The organism is Streptomyces sp. NPDC088810, assembly GCF_044750305.1.
Classification (GTDB): Bacteria; Actinomycetota; Actinomycetes; order Streptomycetales; family Streptomycetaceae; genus Streptomyces.
This window is the reverse complement of the sequence record NZ_JBIVJQ010000006.1, coordinates 1-17,895: the sequence shown is the minus strand read 5'-3', so window position 1 is coordinate 17,895 and position 17,895 is coordinate 1. Positions and strand designations below refer to the sequence as shown.

Annotated in this window: 17 protein-coding genes; 11 read left to right on the top strand and 6 right to left on the bottom strand. The window is 72.6% G+C overall.

The genetic code is table 11. The annotated features are described in order from the left end of the window. Nucleotides 1–28: 28 nt before the first annotated feature. Nucleotides 29–1,009 (top strand): pyridoxal-phosphate dependent enzyme, encoded by a 981-nt coding sequence (locus ACIP4Y_RS20490; RefSeq protein WP_401395268.1) that lies wholly within the window; start codon nucleotides 29–31, stop codon nucleotides 1,007–1,009. Nucleotides 1,010–1,089: 80 nt separating this feature from the next. Here the strand turns inward: ACIP4Y_RS20490 and ACIP4Y_RS20485 are convergent, their stop codons facing one another. Next, the gene (locus ACIP4Y_RS20485) at nucleotides 1,090–1,446 is read right to left on the bottom strand and encodes a cupin domain-containing protein (protein WP_358648015.1); all 357 of its coding nucleotides are present in this window, start codon (nucleotides 1,444–1,446) and stop codon (nucleotides 1,090–1,092) included. Nucleotides 1,447–1,635: 189 nt separating this feature from the next. Here ACIP4Y_RS20485 and ACIP4Y_RS20480 point away from each other — a divergent pair, with 189 nt between their 5' ends. Both ACIP4Y_RS20480 and ACIP4Y_RS20475 read left to right on the top strand, forming a co-directional pair. Next, nucleotides 1,636–2,235 (top strand): HDIG domain-containing metalloprotein, encoded by a 600-nt coding sequence (locus ACIP4Y_RS20480; protein WP_401395264.1) that lies wholly within the window; start codon nucleotides 1,636–1,638, stop codon nucleotides 2,233–2,235. A 2-nt stretch (nucleotides 2,236–2,237) separates the two neighbouring features. Next, on the top strand, nucleotides 2,238–2,804 hold the full coding sequence (locus ACIP4Y_RS20475) for a GNAT family N-acetyltransferase (protein ID WP_401395261.1): 567 nt from the start codon (nucleotides 2,238–2,240) through the stop codon (nucleotides 2,802–2,804). 17 nt (nucleotides 2,805–2,821) lie between these two features. Here the strand turns inward: ACIP4Y_RS20475 and ACIP4Y_RS20470 are convergent, their stop codons facing one another. Further along, nucleotides 2,822–3,766, bottom strand: a complete 945-nt coding sequence (locus ACIP4Y_RS20470; RefSeq protein ID WP_401395258.1) for a LysR family transcriptional regulator — start codon at nucleotides 3,764–3,766, stop codon at nucleotides 2,822–2,824. Nucleotides 3,767–3,950: 184 nt separating this feature from the next. Here ACIP4Y_RS20470 and ACIP4Y_RS20465 point away from each other — a divergent pair, with 184 nt between their 5' ends. Both ACIP4Y_RS20465 and ACIP4Y_RS20460 read left to right on the top strand, forming a co-directional pair. Beyond that, on the top strand, nucleotides 3,951–4,646 hold the full coding sequence (locus ACIP4Y_RS20465) for a type 1 glutamine amidotransferase domain-containing protein (protein WP_401395255.1): 696 nt from the start codon (nucleotides 3,951–3,953) through the stop codon (nucleotides 4,644–4,646). Between the two features lie 430 nt (nucleotides 4,647–5,076). Beyond that, nucleotides 5,077–6,042, top strand: a complete 966-nt coding sequence (locus tag ACIP4Y_RS20460) for a pirin family protein (RefSeq protein ID WP_401395252.1) — start codon at nucleotides 5,077–5,079, stop codon at nucleotides 6,040–6,042. Nucleotides 6,043–6,247: 205 nt separating this feature from the next. On the opposite strand, the gene ACIP4Y_RS20455 is transcribed toward ACIP4Y_RS20460, so the two are convergent. Then, complete coding sequence (locus ACIP4Y_RS20455) at nucleotides 6,248–7,213, bottom strand: SDR family NAD(P)-dependent oxidoreductase (protein ID WP_401395249.1); 966 nt, start codon at nucleotides 7,211–7,213, stop codon at nucleotides 6,248–6,250. A 441-nt stretch (nucleotides 7,214–7,654) separates the two neighbouring features. Here ACIP4Y_RS20455 and ACIP4Y_RS20450 point away from each other — a divergent pair, with 441 nt between their 5' ends. Next, complete coding sequence (locus tag ACIP4Y_RS20450; RefSeq protein WP_401395246.1) at nucleotides 7,655–9,955, top strand: heavy metal translocating P-type ATPase; 2,301 nt, start codon at nucleotides 7,655–7,657, stop codon at nucleotides 9,953–9,955. On the opposite strand, the gene ACIP4Y_RS20445 is transcribed toward ACIP4Y_RS20450, so the two are convergent. After that, nucleotides 9,946–10,644: a response regulator transcription factor gene (locus ACIP4Y_RS20445; protein ID WP_358648023.1), complete on the bottom strand. Its 699-nt coding sequence runs from the start codon at nucleotides 10,642–10,644 to the stop codon at nucleotides 9,946–9,948. The two genes, ACIP4Y_RS20450 and ACIP4Y_RS20445, sit on opposite strands and share 10 nt — an antisense overlap. A gap of 489 nt (nucleotides 10,645–11,133) precedes the next feature. On the opposite strand from ACIP4Y_RS20445, the gene ACIP4Y_RS20440 reads away from it, so the two are divergent. Continuing rightward, on the top strand, nucleotides 11,134–12,783 hold the full coding sequence (locus tag ACIP4Y_RS20440) for an AMP-binding protein (protein WP_401395241.1): 1,650 nt from the start codon (nucleotides 11,134–11,136) through the stop codon (nucleotides 12,781–12,783). A 247-nt stretch (nucleotides 12,784–13,030) separates the two neighbouring features. Here ACIP4Y_RS20440 and ACIP4Y_RS20435 read toward each other — a convergent pair whose 3' ends face one another. Next, nucleotides 13,031–13,438 carry an SCP2 sterol-binding domain-containing protein gene (locus ACIP4Y_RS20435; RefSeq protein ID WP_401395238.1) on the bottom strand — a complete coding sequence of 136 codons (408 nt, stop codon included), beginning with the start codon at nucleotides 13,436–13,438 and terminating at the stop codon, nucleotides 13,031–13,033. Between the two features lie 234 nt (nucleotides 13,439–13,672). Between ACIP4Y_RS20435 and ACIP4Y_RS20430 the strand changes: the two genes are divergently transcribed. Genes ACIP4Y_RS20430 through ACIP4Y_RS20420 form a run of 3 tightly spaced genes read left to right on the top strand, consistent with a single transcriptional unit; the run spans nucleotide 13,673 to nucleotide 16,183 of the window. Beyond that, nucleotides 13,673–14,671: an ATP-binding cassette domain-containing protein gene (locus ACIP4Y_RS20430; RefSeq protein ID WP_401395235.1), complete on the top strand. Its 999-nt coding sequence runs from the start codon at nucleotides 13,673–13,675 to the stop codon at nucleotides 14,669–14,671. Continuing rightward, a complete protein-coding gene (locus ACIP4Y_RS20425) occupies nucleotides 14,671–15,450 on the top strand; it encodes an ABC transporter permease (RefSeq protein WP_401395232.1) in 780 nt (259 codons plus the stop codon). The genes ACIP4Y_RS20430 and ACIP4Y_RS20425 overlap by 1 nt, the downstream gene beginning before the upstream one ends. Nucleotides 15,451–15,490: 40 nt before the next feature. Continuing rightward, entirely contained in the window at nucleotides 15,491–16,183 is a 693-nt protein-coding gene (locus tag ACIP4Y_RS20420; protein ID WP_401395229.1) for a thioesterase II family protein, read from the top strand. Between the two features lie 72 nt (nucleotides 16,184–16,255). Here the strand turns inward: ACIP4Y_RS20420 and ACIP4Y_RS20415 are convergent, their stop codons facing one another. Further along, nucleotides 16,256–17,131: a hypothetical protein gene (locus ACIP4Y_RS20415; RefSeq protein ID WP_401395226.1), complete on the bottom strand. Its 876-nt coding sequence runs from the start codon at nucleotides 17,129–17,131 to the stop codon at nucleotides 16,256–16,258. Nucleotides 17,132–17,416: 285 nt separating this feature from the next. On the opposite strand from ACIP4Y_RS20415, the gene ACIP4Y_RS20410 reads away from it, so the two are divergent. Next, nucleotides 17,417–17,895: phosphopantetheine-binding protein (locus ACIP4Y_RS20410; protein ID WP_401395223.1), on the top strand; the 479-nt coding region annotated here is incomplete at its 3' end.

Sequence of the window (17,895 nt, the reverse complement as noted above, 5' to 3'; positions counted from 1 at the left end):
GCCCGACCCGACCCGAGGACGCGTCGCCATGACTCACCCGCCCGTGCCGCTGGGCACCTTCCCCACCCCGCTGGAACCGGCGCCCCGGCTGGCCGCCGCGCTGGGACTCGGGCCGGACGACCTGTGGGTGAAACGGGACGACCTGACCGGTCTCGGCGGCGGCGGGAACAAGATCCGCAAGCTGGAGTGGACGGTGGGCGCGGCCCTCGCCGAGGGCACGGACACGCTGGTGACCACCGGTGCCCCGCAGAGCAACCACGCCCGGCTGACCGCCGCCGCGGGCGCCCGGCTCGGCCTGGCGGTCGTCCTCGTGCTGCGCGGCTCCCCGGGCGCCTCCCGCTCCGGGAACCTGGCCCTCGACGGCCTCTTCGGGGCCCGGCTCGCCTGGGCCGGCCCGGTGGACCAGGCCGGGCTGGACGCGGCGGCGGCCGAGGTCTGCGCGCGCCTGCGGGCCGGCGGTGCCCGTCCGGCACTGATCCCGTTCGGCGGTTCCGGCGTCCTGGGTGCCCGCGGCTACCTGCGCTGCGGCGCGGAACTGCGCGAGCAACTGCCGGAGCTGCGCACGGCGGTGGTGGCGCTCGGCTCGGGCGGCACGATGGCCGGGCTGGTCGCGGCCCTGGGCAGCGGGGCGGTACTGGGCGTCGACGTGGGCGCGCTGGCCGACCCGGCAGCGGCGGTGACCGAGTTCGCCGCACCGCTCACCACGGAGGAGGTATCACCCGAGGTGCTGCGGATCCGCCGGGACCAGGTGGGCGCCGGGTACGCGACACTGACCGGCCCGGTGCGCGATGCCCTGCGGCTGGCCGCCCGCACCGAGGGCCTGCCACTGGACCCCGTCTACACGGGCCGAGCCCTGGCCGGCCTGCACGCCGCGATCACCGACGGCACCGTCCGCCCCGGCGAGAAGACGGTCCTCCTCCACACCGGCGGCCTCCCGGGCCTGTTCGGCCACCCGGACGCCGTGGGGTTCGCGGAGGAGGAAGCGGGGACCTTCGACGCCACAGCCTGACGGGGCTTGCGGACAGGCCGCCGGGCCGCACCCGGTGCGGCCCGGCGGCAGACAACGCGCGGACGGACGCCGACGTCCGGCTAGCCCTTCGCGTACTCGTTCGCCATCGTCCCGGCGAAGTCCAGGACGACGACCTGCTCGTCACCGACCACCCAGGCGTCGTGGCCGGGCGGGCAGACGAACACGTCGCCCGGGCCGACCTCGCCCTCACCGCCGTCGTCCATGCGGATGTGCAACCGTCCCTGCACCACATACCCGTTGTGGTGGACCATGCAGCTCTCGGTGCCCGCGATCGACGCCACGGACTCCGACCAGCGCCACCCGGGTTCGAACGTGCCCACCGCGAAGTCGAGCCCGGTCAGGTGGAGAGCTTCGAGGTGGCCGCGGGGGAAGTCGCGCCGTTCGTCCGGCTTCTCGACCGTCTTCACTTCCAGCATGACGGTGTCCTCCCTTCCGGCCGCCGACCGCGGCCGGGGCCGGCCTCCGTCCCCGGCGGCCTCGGACGGCACCGGTGCTGCGGCGGCGGCCCGTACCCCACCACCATCGTCGGCCTGGCACCCCGGCCCCGCCATCCAGGGAACGCGGGACAACGATGTCAGTTCCCGGAGGGCGTCTACGCTGGCCCGATGACCGCCACCGACACCGCGTCGATAGCGACGGACGACACCGGTGACCCGCCCCTGCGCCCCCTGCCCGAACAGGCCGCCCTGCTGCTGGAGCGGGCCGGTGCGCCGCCACGGCTGGTGGCCCACCTCCGGGCGGTGCACGACGTCGCCGCCCAGCTCGTGGCATGGGTGCAACGGCACTGTCCGCACCTGGAGTTCGACGCCGAGGCGGTCCTGTTCGGTGCCGCCACGCACGACATCGGCAAGGCGCTGCACCCCGCCGAGCTGTCCGGTCCCGGCACCCAGCACGAGGAAGCGGGGCGGGAGTTGCTGCTGCGGTACGGGGTGCCGGCCGAACTCGCCCGGTTCGCCGGCACCCACGCCTCCTGGACGGCTCCCGGCACCGGGGTGGCGGACCTGCTGGTGAGCCTGGCCGACAAGGTCTGGAAGAACAAGCGGGTCCCGGAGCTGGAGGACCTGGTGGTGGCGCGGCTGGCGGGGGCCGACGGCCGGCCGGCCTGGCAGTGGTTCATGGAACTGGACGAGGTCCTCACCGCCATCGGCGAGGGCGCGGACCGTAGGCTGGCGTACCAGACGTCCCACCCGCTCCCCCGAAGGTGACCGTGTTCGCGACCTCACTCGGTGACGACGGCGCCGAGCTGTGCCCCCTCCAGCCCTGGCAGGCCGAGGAGTTCCTCGCCCATGTGAACCGGGGACGGGAGTTCATCGGGCGCTTCAACGGACTGCCGGACGTGGTCACGGACGTGGCCGCCGGCCGGGCGTTCCTGGAGGCGTACGCGCGGAAGGAGGCGGCCGACGCGGGCCTGATCCGGGGGATCCGCCTCGACGGCACCCTCGTCGGGGCGGTGATCCTGCGCCGGATGGACGTGGCGCAGGGTACCGCGGAGGCGGGGTGCTGGCTGGAGCCGGCCGGGGTGGGCCGGGGTCTGGTGACCCGGGCGGCACGCCGGCTCATCGACTGGGCGGTCCGGGAGCGGGGCATCCACCGCGTCGAGTGGTGGGTGTCGGCCGGCAACGCGCCCAGCATCGCGGTCGCCCGCCGGCTCGGCATGCGCAAGGAGGCCGTGCTGCGGGAGAGTTACCTGTACCGGGGCGAGCGGCACGACGAGGAGATCTGGGCGGTGCTGGCCCCGGAGTGGCGGACCGACCCGGGAGCCTCCGCGGCCTGAACGGGCCGCCGGCCGGGCTACCAGCCGCGCGCCGCCCGCAGCAGCAGGGCGCGGACGCGGGCCACGTCGGGGTTGTCGGAGACGCCGGGCCGCTGGACGAGGAAGCCGGTGTTGATCGGCGGGTCCTCCGGTTCCAGCAGCGCGACGAGCGCGCCGGACTCCAGCAGGTCCTGGCACAGATAGCGGGGCAGCACGCTGAACCCGGCGCCCGCGGCCACGGCCGTGAGGACCCCGCGCAGGTCGGGCACGGTCACCGCGGCCGTACGGGACAGGCGCCGGCCGAAGACGTGCCGCCAGTAGCGGCGGGCGATCGGCAGGTCCTCGGCGTAGGTGAGGAGCGGGACGCCCTGCAGGACGGCGGGGTCGAAGGCGCCCTGCGCGCCGGGTGCCCGGCCCTCGGGGTCCTGCGCGCGCCGGTGGTCCGTCAGCCGCTCGGCCCAGACCGGTGCCGCGACCAGCACGAACTCCTCGTCGGTGAGCGGAACGGCGTGCAGGGTGCGGCCGCGCGGGCGGGTGGTGGCGATCACCAGGTCGTGGCGGCCGGCGCGCAGTTCGTCCAGCAGCGGATCGGTCAGCCCGGTCGCCACCCGCAGCCGTACGCCCTCGGCGACCAGCGGCGCGAGGGCCGGCAGGACCATGGTGCACAGCAGTTCCGCCGGGCCGGCCAGGTGGACCGGTTCGGTCCCGGTGCCGGCCGGCGGGGTGGGGCCGGCGACGGCCGCGAGCTCGTCCAGCGGTGCGGCGACGCGGGCCGCCAGCTCGTCGGCCACCGGGGTCGGTGTGACCCCGCGCGGCAGCCGTTCGAACAGCTCCCGGCCGGTCTGCCGTTCCAGCGCGCGCATCTGCGTCGTCACCGTCGGCTGGGACAGCCCCAGCAGGCGGGCGGCACCGGTGAAGGAGCCGGAGCGGTACACCGCGAGGAAGGTGCGCAGCAGGTTCAGGTCGAGGGAAGCGGTCTCCACGGTCCGAGTATCACCGGCCGGTATTCCCACGGACCCATAGGGGATCCAATGTCAGCCATTCGATCCTTCATTGGATGTCTATGGGTCCTGCCGCCTACGTTCTTTTCCGACGGACGCACGTCGCGGACGCACGTTGCCGCGGACGCACGCTTTCCGAAGACGCACGCTTTCGAAGAGGGACCCCATGTCGAAGATCCTGTTCGTGATGACCGGCGCCGATCAGTGGACGCTCGCCGACGGCACCGCGCACCCCACCGGCTTCTGGGCCGAGGAGGCCGTGGTCCCGTACCGCGCCGTCAAGGCCGCCGGGCACGAGGTCGTCGTCGCCACGCCGGGCGGTGTGGTGCCGCCGGTCGACCGGGCGAGCCTGGCGCCCGAGTTCAACGGCGGCGAGGAGGGCGCCGCCCAGGTCGCCCGCGCGCTGGAGGAGATGACCGAGCTGCGCACGCCGGTGAAGCTCGCGGAGGTGGACCTCGGCGAGTTCGCCGCCGTCTTCTATCCGGGCGGGCACGGCCCGATGGAGGACCTGGCCGTCGACGCCGAGTCGGGCGGGCTGCTGGTGGCGGCCCTGGACTCGGGCAAGCCGCTGGCCGTGGTCTGCCACGGTCCGGCCGCGCTGCTCGCCGCGGTCCGGCCCGACGGCACCAATGCCTTCGCCGGGTACCGTGCGGCGGCCTTCACCAACGAGGAGGAGACCCAGGGCGGCCTCGCCGGCCAGGCCAAGTGGCTGCTCCAGGACCGGCTGACCGAGGCGGGCGTCGACGTACAGGCGGCCGAGCCGTGGGCGCCGCACGTCGTCGTCGACCGCAACCTGATCACCGGCCAGAACCCGGCGTCCTCGGCTCCGGTGGCCGAGGAGCTGCTGAAGCAGCTGGGCTGAAAGGCGGCGGGTGACGGCAGCGGTCGGCGGATCGCGGAGCGCGGGAAATTCGTCGGCCGTCACCTGCAACCTCGCCCGGGGACGGGCGTCTGCCGGGGTGGAGGCCTCCGCTTCGGCCAGATGTCCTGCCCGAGCGACCGAAGGAACCCATGCGGCCGCTGCGGTACGGCGCCGGAGGGTGCTGGTGCGCCGGGCGGTGGCGGGCGTGCTGGCCCTGGCCGCCGTGGCCGCGCTGGTGTTCTCCACGACGCGCGGCGGCCCGCCCCGTCCGGCCGGGCCGGCCGCTCCCCCCGTCCCTCGACCGGCACACCGTCCCCGGCACCGAGCCCGGTACGCCCGTCCACGGCCCAGCCGTCCCCGAGCGCACCACACCGGTGAACCGCCCGCAGCACCCCTCTCCCGCAGCGCGCGGAGCGCTAGGTTGGGCGGCATGAGCAACCTTGACCGCGCGCCCGTGCCCAGTGTCTGCGGTGGCCGCGGATTCGTCGTCGCCGAACCCGTCCGCGAGTTGCTGAGTCCCCGTCACGTGAAGCTGGGCGAGTCGACCGAGGTGCGCCGGCTGCTGCCGAACCTCGGCCGGCGCATGATCGGCGCGTGGGCCTTCGTCGACCACTACGGCCCGGACGACATCGCCGACGAGCCCGGCATGCAGGTCCCGCCGCATCCGCACATCGGGTTGCAGACGGTCAGCTGGCTGCACGAGGGCGAGGTGCTGCACCGGGACTCGACCGGCAGCCTGCAGACGATCGGGCCCCGGCAGCTGGGCCTGATGACCTCGGGCCGCGCGATCAGCCACTCCGAGGAGAGCCCCCGCCCGCACGCCCGCTTCCTGCACGGCGCCCAGCTCTGGGTGGCGCTGCCCGACGAGCACCGGCACACGGAACCGTCGTTCGAGTACCACCCCGAGCTGCCCACGGTGACCGCGCCCGGCCTGACCGCCACGGTGATCCTGGGCGACCTGGACGGCGCCCGCTCCCCCGGTACGGCGTACACCCCGATCGTCGGCGCCGACCTCGCCCTGCGCCGGGGCGCCCAGGCCCGCCTCCCCCTGGAGCCGGACTTCGAGTACGGCGTGCTGGCCATGTCCGGCGAGGTGCACGTGGACGGGGTCCCGGTGCTGCCCGGCTCCCTGCTCTACCTCGGCTGCGGCCGCTCCGGACTCCCGCTGCGCGCCGAGTCGGACGCCGGGATCATGCTCCTGGGCGGCGAGCCGTTCGCCGAGGAACTGGTCATGTGGTGGAACTTCGTGGCCCGCTCCCAGGAGGAGATCGTCGAGGCTCGCGAGGACTGGATGAAGGGCACCCGGTTCGGCGAGGTGAAGGGGTACGACGGAGCTCCACTGCGTGCGCCCGAACTGCCGGCAGTGCCGCTCAAGCCTCGAGGAAGGGGCCGCTGACCGCCGGCGTCGGCCTGCGAGAGCACGGTGTGGATTCACCCGGGCCGCAGGAATCAGCCGGTCTCGCTCGGCCGTCGCCTGCCCTGGTGGCAGCGGCCCTCCGCAGCGAGGTGACCCCAGCTGCCGACTTCGCTGTCGGCACACCTGTCGCGCCGTGGGCACCCGGGAACTCGGCGCTCCCCGGACCTGCCACGTCCGGGGAGTTCTAGGCGGCGAACGCGTTGACGCCCGTCAGCTCCGCCGACAGCTCCCACAGCCGAGCCGCCTGCTCCGGGTCGATCGCCCAGTCCTTCACGCCAAGGCGCTCGGCGTCGTCCTCCGGCGCCGGCTCGGCGATGTCGCAGTCCTCCAGGTAGACGCCGCCGATCCCGTCCAGCTGCGGCGAGGTCGCCGCCCACACCTGGGTGGCCGCACCCTGCTGCGGGGTCTTGAAGCCCTCGGGGTTGAGCACGTTGCCGTCCTCGTCGATCCACCCCCGCTCGATCATCTCCTCCTTGGGCAGATGGCGTTGGAGCGGGGTGATGATGCCGCCGGGGTGCAGGGCGAAGGCCCGGACACCGGCATCGCGGCCGAGCTTGTCGAGCTGGACGGCGAACAGGACGTTGGCGGTCTTGGCCTGACCGTAGGCCTCCCACTTGTCATAACCCTGCCGCCAGTGGATGTCGTCCCAGCGGATGCCGGAGAAGTGGTGCCCGCGAGAGGAGACGGAGACGACCCGTGCACCGCCCGGTGCGATCGCTGGCCACAGACGGTTGACGAGGGCGAAGTGACCGAGGTGGTTGGTGGCGAACTGGGCCTCCCAGCCGGGCCCCACCCGTGTCTCCGGGCAGGCCATGATCCCGGCGCTGTCGATCACCATGTCGATGTTCCGTCCGGAGGCGAGGAACCGCTCGGAGAAGCCGCGCACACTCTCCAGGTCGCCGAGGTCCAGCTCGTCCAGTTCGACTCCCGCGATGTCGGTCAGCGCCTGTTCGGCCGTGGCCGGGCGGCGGGCGGGCACGACCACGTGGGCCCCGGCCTTGGCGAGCGCCCGGGTGGTCTCCAGGCCGATCCCCGAGTAACCGCCGGTGACGAGGGCAAGCTTTCCGGTCAGGTCGATGCCCTGCAGGACGTCGTCGGCGGTGCTGGTGGCACCGAAACCGGATCCGATCTTGTGCTGTGCAGTGCTCATACCCGGAACGCTACGAATTCGAGTGCACTCGAAGTCAAGCTCCTTGAAGAGCTGCTTCGACGCCAGGTGGCCGATCCTGTCCCGGCTCGCGGTTTCGACCTGCGCGGGCTGCCGCACGACCACCACGAGCGGATGCTCGCAGTCCTCCGAGCACGGAGTTGCCGGGGGCAGCGCCGAAACCACGGGGAAGGGCGCGCTGACCGGTACGCCGGCGGCCGGGAACCCCGTAACCCGTCGGCGCGACTACCTGGCCATGGATGCACAACAGCGGCGGCGATCTTCCTTCGCCTTTGGCAAACCGATCGGATTCGTCCTGGTCCTGGGGGTGCTCTGCGCCGTGTTCTACGGGGTCGGGCGCGCGGTGGGCCCGGTGGCGCCCGAGTGGCGTCCCGGGTGGCATTATCCGCAGGACGACAGTTCACACTCCGCGGAGCACGGCCGATGAGCGCCGAGTCCGGGACGGTCCGCCCGGCGCCGGCGGACAGCGGGGAGGGCGAGGCGGAGCCCGCAGACCGCGGCAGCCTGCTCACCACCGACCTCGCCGTCGGCGGAATGACCTGTGCCGCTTGCGTGGCCCGCGTGGAGAAGCGGCTCCGTCGCATCGCGGGCGTCACGGCGGGCGTCAACCTGGCCACCGGGCGGGCCCGGGTCGTCCATCCGGCCGACGTGCCCGTGACGGATCTGCTCGACGCGGTACGGGGGGCCGGCTACACGGCCGACCGGATCGACGACAGCGCTCAGGCGCCCGAGGCCCCGCCGACCGGATGCCGTGACGAGGACTGCCTCAAGGTGGTGCTCACCGCGGTGCTGGCCCTGCCGGTGCTCCTCGTGTCGATGATCCCGGCGTTGCAGTTCCGCAACTGGCAGTGGGTGTGCTTCCTGCTGGCCACCCCGGTGGCCCTGTGGGGCGCCGATGTCTTCCACCGCCGCGCCCTGCGCGCCCTGCGGCACTCGACGGCGACCATGGACACCCTGGTCAGTCTGGGCGTGACCGCCTCGTACGCGTGGTCGTGCTACGCGCTGTTCCTGGGCACCGCCGGCACCCCGGGCCTGGTCATGCCCTTCTCGCTGGGCGCCGTCGGCGGGCACGACCACGTCTATCTGGAGGCCACCGTCGGCATCCCGCTGTTCGTTCTGTGCGGCAGGCTGATGGAGGACCGGGTGCGGCGCCGGACGGGCTCCGCGCTGCACGCTCTCGCCGAACTCGTCGTGAAGGATGTCACCGTCCTGGACGAGGGACCGCCCGGCGAGCCGCCCGTCGAACGGCGCATTCCCGTCGGTCGGCTGGTGCCGGGTCAGCTGTTCCTCGTCCGGACCGGGGAGCGCGTGGCGACCGACGGCGTGGTGGTGCGGGGCAGTGCCGCGCTCGACCTGTCCCTGCTGACCGGGGAGAGCGCGCCCCGCGAGGTCGGACCGGGCGACCGGGTCACCGGCGGAACGCTGGACGCCGGCGGCAGTGTCGTCGTCCGGGCGACCGAGGTGGGCGCCGACACCCGGCTGGCCCGGGTGACCCAGTTGGTGTGGGAGGCCCAGGCGGGCAAGGCCCGGGTGCAGCGGCTCGCGGACCGGCTCGCGGGGGTGTTCGTGCCGGCGGTGCTGGTGATCGCGGCGTGCGTCCTCGGTTTCTGGCTCGGCGCCGGCGCCAGTGCCCAGGGGGCCGTCACCACGGCCGTCGCGGTGCTGGTGGTGGCCTGTCCCTGCGCACTCGGGCTGGCGACGCCCACCGCGCTGCTCGCGGCCACCGGGCGCGGCGCGCAGTTCGGGGTGCTGTTCAAGGGCCCGGAGGTGCTGGAGCGGCTGCGGGCCGTGGACACCGTGGTGCTGGACAAGACCGGCACGCTCACCTCGGGCACCATGCGCCTGCTGGACACGGTGACCGTCGACGGCTGGTCGGCCGCCGCCGTGCTGCGCCTGGCGGCGGCCGTGGAGCAGCTGTCCGAGCATCCCGTCGGCCGCGCCATCGCCGCCGCCGTGCCCGCCGCGGACCGCGTTCCCGGTGGCGTCTCCGGTTTCACCGCCATGGCCGGGACCGGGGTCCGCGGCAGCGTGGACGGGCACGCCTTGTGCATCCGGCGTATCGCCCCGGACACCGCGCTGCCCGCGGCCCTGCGGGAGGCCGCGGACCGGGCGGACGCCGCGGGGCGCACGGCCGTCGTGGTTCAGGTCGACGGCGCGTGTGTGGCCGTACTGACGCTCGGGGACACCCTGCGGCAGGGCAGCACCGAACTGGTGGCGCGGCTGCGGGCGCTCGGCATCGAGGTCATGCTGCTGACCGGGGACGGTCCCGGGGCCGCCCGTGCGGTCGCCGCCGAGCTGGGCATCGACGAGGTGCGGCACTCCGCGTCGCCGGAGGACAAGGCCGAGGCGGTGGCGCACCTCCAGGCCGCCGGTCGCGTGCCGGCGGTCGTCGGCGACGGAGTGAACGACGCTGCGGCGCTGGCCGGTTGCGAACTCGGCATGGCCATGGGCACCGGCACGGACGTGGCCATCGGAGCGGGGTCGGTGACGCTGATGCGCGAGGACGCGCTGGCGGTCGCGGATGCCCTGGAGCTGGCCAAGCGGGCCATGGGGACCATCGGGTCGAACCTCACCTGGGCGTTCACGTACAACATCCTGCTCATCCCGATCGCCGCCGCCGGCATGCTCAACCCGATGATCGCCGCGGTCGCCATGTCGGGGAGCTCCCTGCTGGTCGTCGGTAACAGCCTGCGGCTGCGCTCATGGCGACCTGCTCAGGCCTGAGGCGGAAGCAGCCCCTCCTTGAGCGCGGTCACCACGGCCAGCGTCCGGTTGGGGCTGTTCAACTTCGCCAGCACGTTGGCCACATGGCGCTTGGCGCCGTGCTCGGAGATGCTGAGGCGGCGGGCGATCTGCTTGTTGCTCAGGCCGTCCCCGACCAGCGAGAGGACCTGCTGTTCCCGGGGCGTGAGCGACACCGGGCGTGGCGCCTTGGCGCCGTTGCGCTCGCGTACCTGGGACAGCAACTCGCGGGCGAGCGTGGAGGGCATGGACAGTTCGCCGTCGCTGATCCGGCGCAGCGCGTCGGCCAGGGCGTTCCGGGTGAGCTCCGGCTGGACGAGGAAGCCGTCGACGGGCAGCGAGGCCGCGCGTACCACCATGTGCTGTGACGCGTTCTCCAGCAGGAACAGCACCTTGACGTTCATCGCGGAGATCTCGCGGAGCGTTTCTTCCTGTTGGGTGACCTCTTGCCCCGGACAGGACATGATCACGACGTCGACCGGCGCATGGTGCAGGTGCTCGGCGAGTTCTTCGAACGAGTCGGCCTCGATCAGATGTCGCACCCTGATCGAGGCCAGCATGGTGCGCAGACCGAACCTCGCCACTTCGTTGGGGACGAAAAGCGCGATGTCCAGCCCGTCATGGGTGGCGGGGCGGTATTCGAGGGCGGTGGTGCGGTCGGTCTCGGTCACGACTTTTACTCCTGAGTTGCTCGGCGGGAACCCTTTTTTTCCTCTGGAAGGAGTCGTGCACTGAACAAGCGGGAATTATCGGCGGCGCGGGATTCCGGGGCCCCGCGGGCAGCGGTCCGTTCGCTGCTGTCGATACGTTCCAGCGGCGTACTTTCCAGTATCGCTCCGCGTGTTGCCGACAGCGCGTCAACCCCGGTCGCGTCATTTCTCTACTATGCCGGGCTAGTAGAGCGTGGCGACAGTAGTTGACGACTCAGCCCGCGGGCAATACCACCGGCAAGCACCCGGGTGCCCGTCCGGGTGAATCACGCCACCTGTCTCACCGGCGCATCGCGCGGGGCGTCACACCGGGGCATTCGGTCGCGGGGGCGGCGTAGCCGTTCGGGCACCCTCGGACGGCGTCTCCAAGGACGGACGCGGAGTCGGGCGAGGTCCGCCTAGCGTGGGGCGCACCCGGTGCTCCCCCGCTATCCGAGAGGGCTGTGTCCGATGACCGCCGACCCCCTGCGAAGCGACCAGCAGTCGATACCCGCCGCGCTGCACGACTCGTCGCGGCGCGGCGGCTCGCTCACCGTGCTCGACCGGGCGATGCGGCCGACACGCCTGAGTCTGAGCGAAGTTGGCGACATATCGACGGGTGTGGCCGCCCGGTTGCGCCGTGCCGGTGTCCGGCCGGGGGACCGGGTGTGCGTGCTCGCGCCGACCTCCGTGGAGCTGCTGCTGAACCTGTTCGGCCTGTGGCGGCTGGGCGCCGTGCCCGTGGTGCTGCCGCACGAGCGGCTGGAGGCGTCCGCCGGACAGGATCTGCTCGCGCAACGGCTCGCCACGGCGGGCGCCGAGGTCGTCCTGACCGACCGACCGCCCCGGCTGAGCGCGGCGGTGCCCCCCGGGTGCCGCGTGCTCCCGCTCGACGCCGGCCTGTCGGGCCCGGCAGCGCCCGAGCCCCCGGTGCCCGACGGCTCCGCCCTCGGCCTCCTCCAGTTCACCTCGGGAACCACCGGATCGTCCAAGGCCGTTCCGGTACGGCAGGGACAGCTGGTCGGAAACGTGCTGGCCTGCATGGCGGCGCTCGGCATGCGCCCCGGGCACACCTACGTCAGCTGGCTGCCCTTCTACCACGACATGGGCATCGTCTCGGTGGTCGGACTGCTCGTCCAGGGCGTGCACGTCGTCGTGATGCCCACGGAGAACTTCCTCGGCCGCCCGGCGAGCTGGCTGGAGACGGTGACCGCTCACCGCGCCGAGATCACGGCCGCCCCGAACTCGGCCTACCAGCTGGCCGTCAAGGCCCAGCAGCTGCGGCCCGCGGCACTCGACCTGTCCCGGCTGCGGGTGGCCATCAACGGTGCGGAGCCGGTGACGGCCGACACGGTGGAGGAAGCCGTCCGGGTGCTCGGCAGGAGCGGCATGCCCGCCGGGGCGCTGTGCCCCACCTACGGCATGGCCGAGACGACGCTCGTCGTCACCGCGGCGTCAGCGCGGGCGTCGGTGCGCGTGCTCGACCCGAAGGAGGCGCCCCGCCAGTACGGCGGTCACGAACTGCCGGCCCGTCCGCTGGTCTCCTGCGGCACGCCGCTGCCCGGCACCCGCGTCACCGTGCACGGGCCCGGCGGTGAGGTGCTCCCCGACGGCCAGGTCGGCGAGGTGCGGGTGACCGGGCCCGGCGTGACCGACGGGTACTGGACCGCGCCCGGCGCCCCGCTCGACGGCCTGGGCCGGCTCACCGACGGCCACATGGACACCGGCGATCTCGGTTTCCTGCACGAGGGCGAGCTGTACATCTGCGGCCGGGCCAAGGACATGATCATCGTGGGCGGGCGCAACCTCTACCCGGAGGACTACGAGATCGTGGCCGAGACGGTGCCCGGTGTGCGGGGCGGCAACGTGATCGCGTTCTCCCTGACGGACCAGGAGCGCATGGTGGTGGTCGCCGAGGGCAGGGGCGGCGCCGTGAGCCAGGACCGGCTCGCCCGCGAGCTGTTCGAGCGGCTGCGCGAGGCGGCCAAGCACGCGCCGGCCGAGGTCGTCCTCGTGCGTCCCGCCACCCTGCCGAAGACCTCCTCGGGCAAGAAGCGCCGCGGCACCTGCCGGGAACGCTACCTGGCAGGCGAACTCGACATCGTCGCCACCGCCCGCTGACCCCACGCCGAAGCCGCCCCGCCGGCGAACACACCCGGCCGGGCGGCTTCACCCACACCGGCCGAAGACGTCCCCGTACGTACCGCCACCCCGCCCAAGACCTCCTCGGGCAAGAAGCGCCGCGGCACCTGCCGGGAACGCTACCTGGCAGGCGAACTCGACATCGTCGCCACCGCCCGCCGACCCCACGCCGAAGCCGCCCCGCCGGCGAACACACCCGGCCGGGCGGCTTCACCCACACCGTCGCTCAGCGCACCTCGCCGACGGCTCCGCGCACCTCGTCGGCGAAGCTGCTGGAGACCTGGGCGGCGAGGGACACGAGTTCGTCCGTCGCCCGCACGTACTTCAGGAGCGTCGGCAGGTGACCGGTCACCATGAGGTCGCCGTCGAGCATGCCCTCGATGGGGTCCGTCTCGCCCTCGATCACGCTTTTCCACACCGAGTACGGCGCCCTGATCACGAAGGTGGCGTCACGCGCCCCCTCCGGCCCCACGTCGTACGTGGCGCATTTGCATTTACCGTCCCCGAACTCCGTGTGGCACCAGATGTCGGCCGGCACGCCGCGGTCCTCCTCCGCTTCGAAGACGAATGCGATCTCCGCCTGAAACGTGCGTGCCGCCTCCTCGAACTCTTCCGAGGAATTGATCAGCTCCACGTATGAATTCAACCACTCTGCGCTGGGAAAGAGGCTCACGGCATCCCCTCGAATCTTGTGCGGTGCCACCGTTGTACCGAAGCGCCGGGGCGGCTCCCAGGGCCAACGGGACGCCCGAGTTACAGCACCCTCGACGGGCCCGAACGGCCACCTAGAACGGGCGCCGCACGGGGCACGAACGACGCTCCGAAACAGCGCTGTTCAGCGGCGATCCGAGGCATGACGCTGAACGGCATGTCCATCATCGAGGCCCAGGGCCTCCATAAGGCGTTCGACGACGGCACGGTGGCGGTGGACCGGGTCGACTTCGAGGTGGCCGAGGGGGAAGTGTTCGGTTTCCTCGGCCGCAACGGAGCGGGCAAGACGACCACGGTCCGCATCCTGGCCACCCTCACCCGCGCGACCTCGGGCAGCGCCCGGGTGCTGGGACTCGATGTCGTCAAGCATCGTGCCCAGGTGCGCGACCGCATCGGCCTGTCGCTGCAGCAGGCCGCGCTCGACCCGCTCATGTCGGGCCGGGAGCATCTGCACCTCGTCGCGACCCTGCGCAGGATGCGCCCCGCGCGGCGCACCGAGCGCATCGAGGAACTGCTCACCGGGTTCGGGCTCACCGAGGTGGCCGATCGGCTCGTCGCCACCTACACGGTGGGCATGCGGCGCCGCCTCGACGCGGCTCTCGCCCTGATCCACGGCCCGGAGCTGCTCTTCCTGGACGAACCGACCACGGGCCTTGACCCGCAGAGCCGACGGGCCCTGTGGGACTTCGTCCGCACCTACCGGCGAGGCGGCGGAACCGTGTTCCTCACCACCCAGTACCTCGACGAGGCCGACGAGTTGTGCGACCGGATCGCCATTCTCGACAAGGGCACGCTCTCCGTGATCGACACCCCGCAGGAGCTCAAGAAGGGCATCGGCGGCAAGGTCCTCACCCTGCCCGCCACCCCCGAGGCACAGGAACTGGCCGTCTCGGTCGCCGGCCCGGCGGCCTGCCGGCAGACCGGCGACCTGCTCCGGATCGACCTGCCGGCGGACGAGGACGTCCTGCCGTCGCTGTTCCGGAAGCTGCACGAACGGGGCGTTCCCCTGAACGGGGTCACCGTGACGGATCCGACCATCGAGGAAGTCTTCATCCGCCTCACCGGTGAGGGGCTGGAGCGCAGGACGGCGAACGACGGCAGCGTCGCCGCGGCCGCGCTCGCCAGGACCGTCGGCACGGGCCGGGGAGGCATCTGATGTCCGCACTGTCCGGAACCATGACCCTGCTCAGGCGCAACCTGCGCGAGGGCCGGCGCAGCCCCGTGATCGCCTTCGTCTTCCCCGTGCTGTTCCCGCTGTTCCTGATCACCCTCGTGGCGTCCAGTTACGAGCGCATGGCGTTCATCCCGGGCTTCCCCGTCACCCCCTACGCCGCCTACATGGCGCCCGGCCTGCTGCTGTTCACGGGGATGATGGGCTCCGGCTACTCGGCCACCGCCCTGGTGCTCGACGCGCAGAGCGGCTTCCTCGACCGGCTGCGGCTGCAACCCGTACGCCCCGCGGCCCTGTTGCTGTCCCGGCTCCTGTTCGACGCCCTGCGGGTGGTGCCGGCCGGCCTCGTGGTCCTCGGGGTCAGCGTGCTGCTCGGCGCCCGCGTCGACTCCGGCCCGGCCGGGGTCCTGCTGCTGCTGGTGCTCTCCTCGTTCTGGTCGGTCGCCTACGGCGGCATCTTCTACGTCGTGGCGCTGCGCACCCGCAATCCGCAGGCGCCGCTCGCCATGGCCCCCCTGTCGGTGCTGCTGCTGTTCGCCAGCCCGGCCGCCGCTCCGCCGTACCTCCTGCAGGACTGGCTGGCCAAGCTCACCACGTGGAATCCGTTCACCTACGTCATCGAGGGCATCCGCGCCCTGATGACGGGACCGGAGAGCGGTACGGCCACGGAGGCGCTGCTGAAGGCCCTGGCGGTCCTCGTCGGACTCACGATCGTCACCCAGATCTTCGTCCTCCCGGCCTTCACCCGCCTGGTCGGCGACTGAGCCGGGCCGCCGCACTCCGCCCACCGAGGAGCACCCTGCCATGCTGCTGTACTGCTTCCCGCACGCCGGGGGCACCGACTCCCCCTACCGCTCCTGGGGAGACCGGCTCACCTCCGTGGAGGTGCGTGTCCTCGGCCGCGGTGCCCGGTTCCCGGGCCGGACGCCGACCGCGCCGGATTCGGTGACCGCGCTGGCCGAGGCATGCGCCGACCACCTGGCCGGCGAGCGCGACCCGTATCTGTTCCTCGGCCACAGCCTCGGGGCGCTGATCGCCTTCGAGACCACACGGGTGCTCGCCGCCCGGGGCTGCCGGGGCCCGGAGGTGCTGTTCGCCACCGGCCACGTCGCCCCGCATCTGCCGTCGCCGGGCCCGAAGCTGGCCGCGCTGCCCACCGCCGAGTTCTGGTCGGAGGTGCGCGCGCTCGGCGGGACCCCGCCGGAACTCCTCGGCCAGGCCGCACTGCGCGAGGCGGCCGAACCGGGCCTGCGAGCGGAGTTCCGGGCCGCCGAGACCTACCGCTACGTCCCCGGGCTGCCGCTGGGCTGCCGGATCGTGGCCCTGGCCGGCACCGACGACGACCGGGCACCCGTGGACCAGTGCGCTCCGTGGCGGCTGCACACCACGGGCAGCTTCGAGCTGCACAGCGTGCCCGGCGGGCACTTCTTCGTCGCCGACAATCCCGATCCGGTGCTGGAGCGCATCCGGCAGGAGACCGTGTCACCGGTGCGGTGACCGGCGCGGCCGACGTCGCGGCGGGGCCGCCCCTGTTCTCAGGGGCGGCCCCGCCGGCTGTCGTGCCTCCGGTCAGGTCCTGGGGGTGCGGGACTCCAGCGTGTACGACGCCTCGACGCGGTAGGTGCCCTTGTTGCCGCCGCCACGGTCCACGTTGACGTCGGCCGACCTGACGACCTTCAGATACAGGCCGTCCGCCTTGTCGAACCAGACGTCCGCCACGGCGTCACCGTCCAGGCCCTCGCCCTTCACATAGCTGTCGATCTTCACGTGGTGGGCCGGCCGGGCCTCACCGCCGACTTGGACGGTCTCGTCACCGATGTACTTGATCTTGATGGCGGCGCGGTTGCCGTGCGAGATGCAGATCGTCTCCTCCCGTCCGCCGGGCTTCACCGCGTTCCCGCCCACCTGCACCATGGCCGGATTGCACTTGTGCGCCTCGTCCCCCTCGATCCCCGCGAAGCTCACCTTCTGCATATGGGCCAGACACAAGTACTCGCCCCGGCCGCTGCACTGGCGGTGGGCGTCGGTGTGCTCCTTGATCGGGGTGAAGTACAGCTCCCACACGCAGCCGGGCCCGTGCTGCACCCGGGCGTAGGTCACCTTGGGGAAGGGACGCTTGTAGGTGTCACCGTCGTAGATGATCGAGTCCGCGCCGTCGGTACGGTAGGTGTAGACGCCGGCCTTCGGCTTGGTGAACCCCTTGATCTGCTTGCTCGGCGCCACCGGACGGCTGATCTGCCCCAGGTCGTCGCGGAGCGCCGAAGGATGGTCGCGGTACGTCTTCAGGGCCTTGGCGAACGTCACCGGCGTTCCCTCGGGGGTGATGGCCTGGGTGCGGTTCGCGACGATGAACGCTCCGGCCGCGACGAGTACGGCCAGGATCGGCACCAGGCGCAACAGGGTGCGCCTGACCTGCCGTTTGGTAGAGCGGGACGGGCCTTCCACAATCGCTCCTTCGACGGGTCGGACATCCCGAGCACCCTGCCCCGCGGGCCGGTGAGGGGCCCACCCCAGCACGACGCGTCCGAAGAGCCCTGCCCTTGGTCCCCCTCGAAAGGACACGGTGGGCGTCCCCGGCCGTCCGGCCTTCCCGCCAGTCATTCAGGGCTGTTGGACGGCCTCGTCCGCGCGTGAGTCTGACCGGGCTTGCCCGCAGGGCCGCAGCAAGCCGCGCCCGGACCACCGAGTGGCCCCGGGTGTCCGTTCCCGCATCGCCTCCAGGAGGATCCCGTGCACCCGATCGGCAATGGCAACGTCGGCACGCGCTCCCTCGACCGCGCGGCCCTGCTCGCCCTCCCCCCGGCCGACCGGATGCGGGACATCTGCGCCTACCTGCGCGAGTGCTACCACCGGACGACCGGCCAGGAGGCGCCCGCCGACCTCGACGATTCCCTCTACCTGGAGTCCCTCCAGGCCACCGAGCTGCAGATCACGGTCGAGGCCGAGCTGGAGGTGTCCATCCCGCTCACCGACCTCGTCGCCATGCCCAGTCTGCGCGTCCTGGCCGAGGCCGTCGGCCAGTCACTGGTCTCCTCGGCGGAGGCACCGCTCGCCGAGACGGAACGGGAACTGACCCTGCGTCCGGACCCGGGGTCGTGGGGTGAGCCGTTCGGTCTGACGGACGTCCAGCATGCTTACTGGCTGGGCCGGTCGGGGCTGTTCGAGCTGGGTGACGTCTCGACGCATGTCTATCTGGAGCTGGAGTCCCG

Coding starts and splice junctions, on each gene's coding strand:
- ACIP4Y_RS20440 (WP_401395241.1), top strand. CDS start 11,134: ATGACCGCCGACCCCCTGCGAAGCGACCAGCAGTCGATACCCGCCGCG.
- ACIP4Y_RS20490 (WP_401395268.1), top strand. CDS start 29: ATGACTCACCCGCCCGTGCCGCTGGGCACCTTCCCCACCCCGCTGGAA.
- ACIP4Y_RS20425 (WP_401395232.1), top strand. CDS start 14,671: ATGTCCGCACTGTCCGGAACCATGACCCTGCTCAGGCGCAACCTGCGC.
- ACIP4Y_RS20465 (WP_401395255.1), top strand. CDS start 3,951: ATGTCGAAGATCCTGTTCGTGATGACCGGCGCCGATCAGTGGACGCTC.
- ACIP4Y_RS20450 (WP_401395246.1), top strand. CDS start 7,655: ATGAGCGCCGAGTCCGGGACGGTCCGCCCGGCGCCGGCGGACAGCGGG.
- ACIP4Y_RS20480 (WP_401395264.1), top strand. CDS start 1,636: ATGACCGCCACCGACACCGCGTCGATAGCGACGGACGACACCGGTGAC.
- ACIP4Y_RS20460 (WP_401395252.1), top strand. CDS start 5,077: ATGAGCAACCTTGACCGCGCGCCCGTGCCCAGTGTCTGCGGTGGCCGC.
- ACIP4Y_RS20485 (WP_358648015.1), bottom strand. CDS start 1,446: ATGCTGGAAGTGAAGACGGTCGAGAAGCCGGACGAACGGCGCGACTTC.
- ACIP4Y_RS20430 (WP_401395235.1), top strand. CDS start 13,673: ATGTCCATCATCGAGGCCCAGGGCCTCCATAAGGCGTTCGACGACGGC.
- ACIP4Y_RS20420 (WP_401395229.1), top strand. CDS start 15,491: ATGCTGCTGTACTGCTTCCCGCACGCCGGGGGCACCGACTCCCCCTAC.
- ACIP4Y_RS20455 (WP_401395249.1), bottom strand. CDS start 7,213: ATGAGCACTGCACAGCACAAGATCGGATCCGGTTTCGGTGCCACCAGC.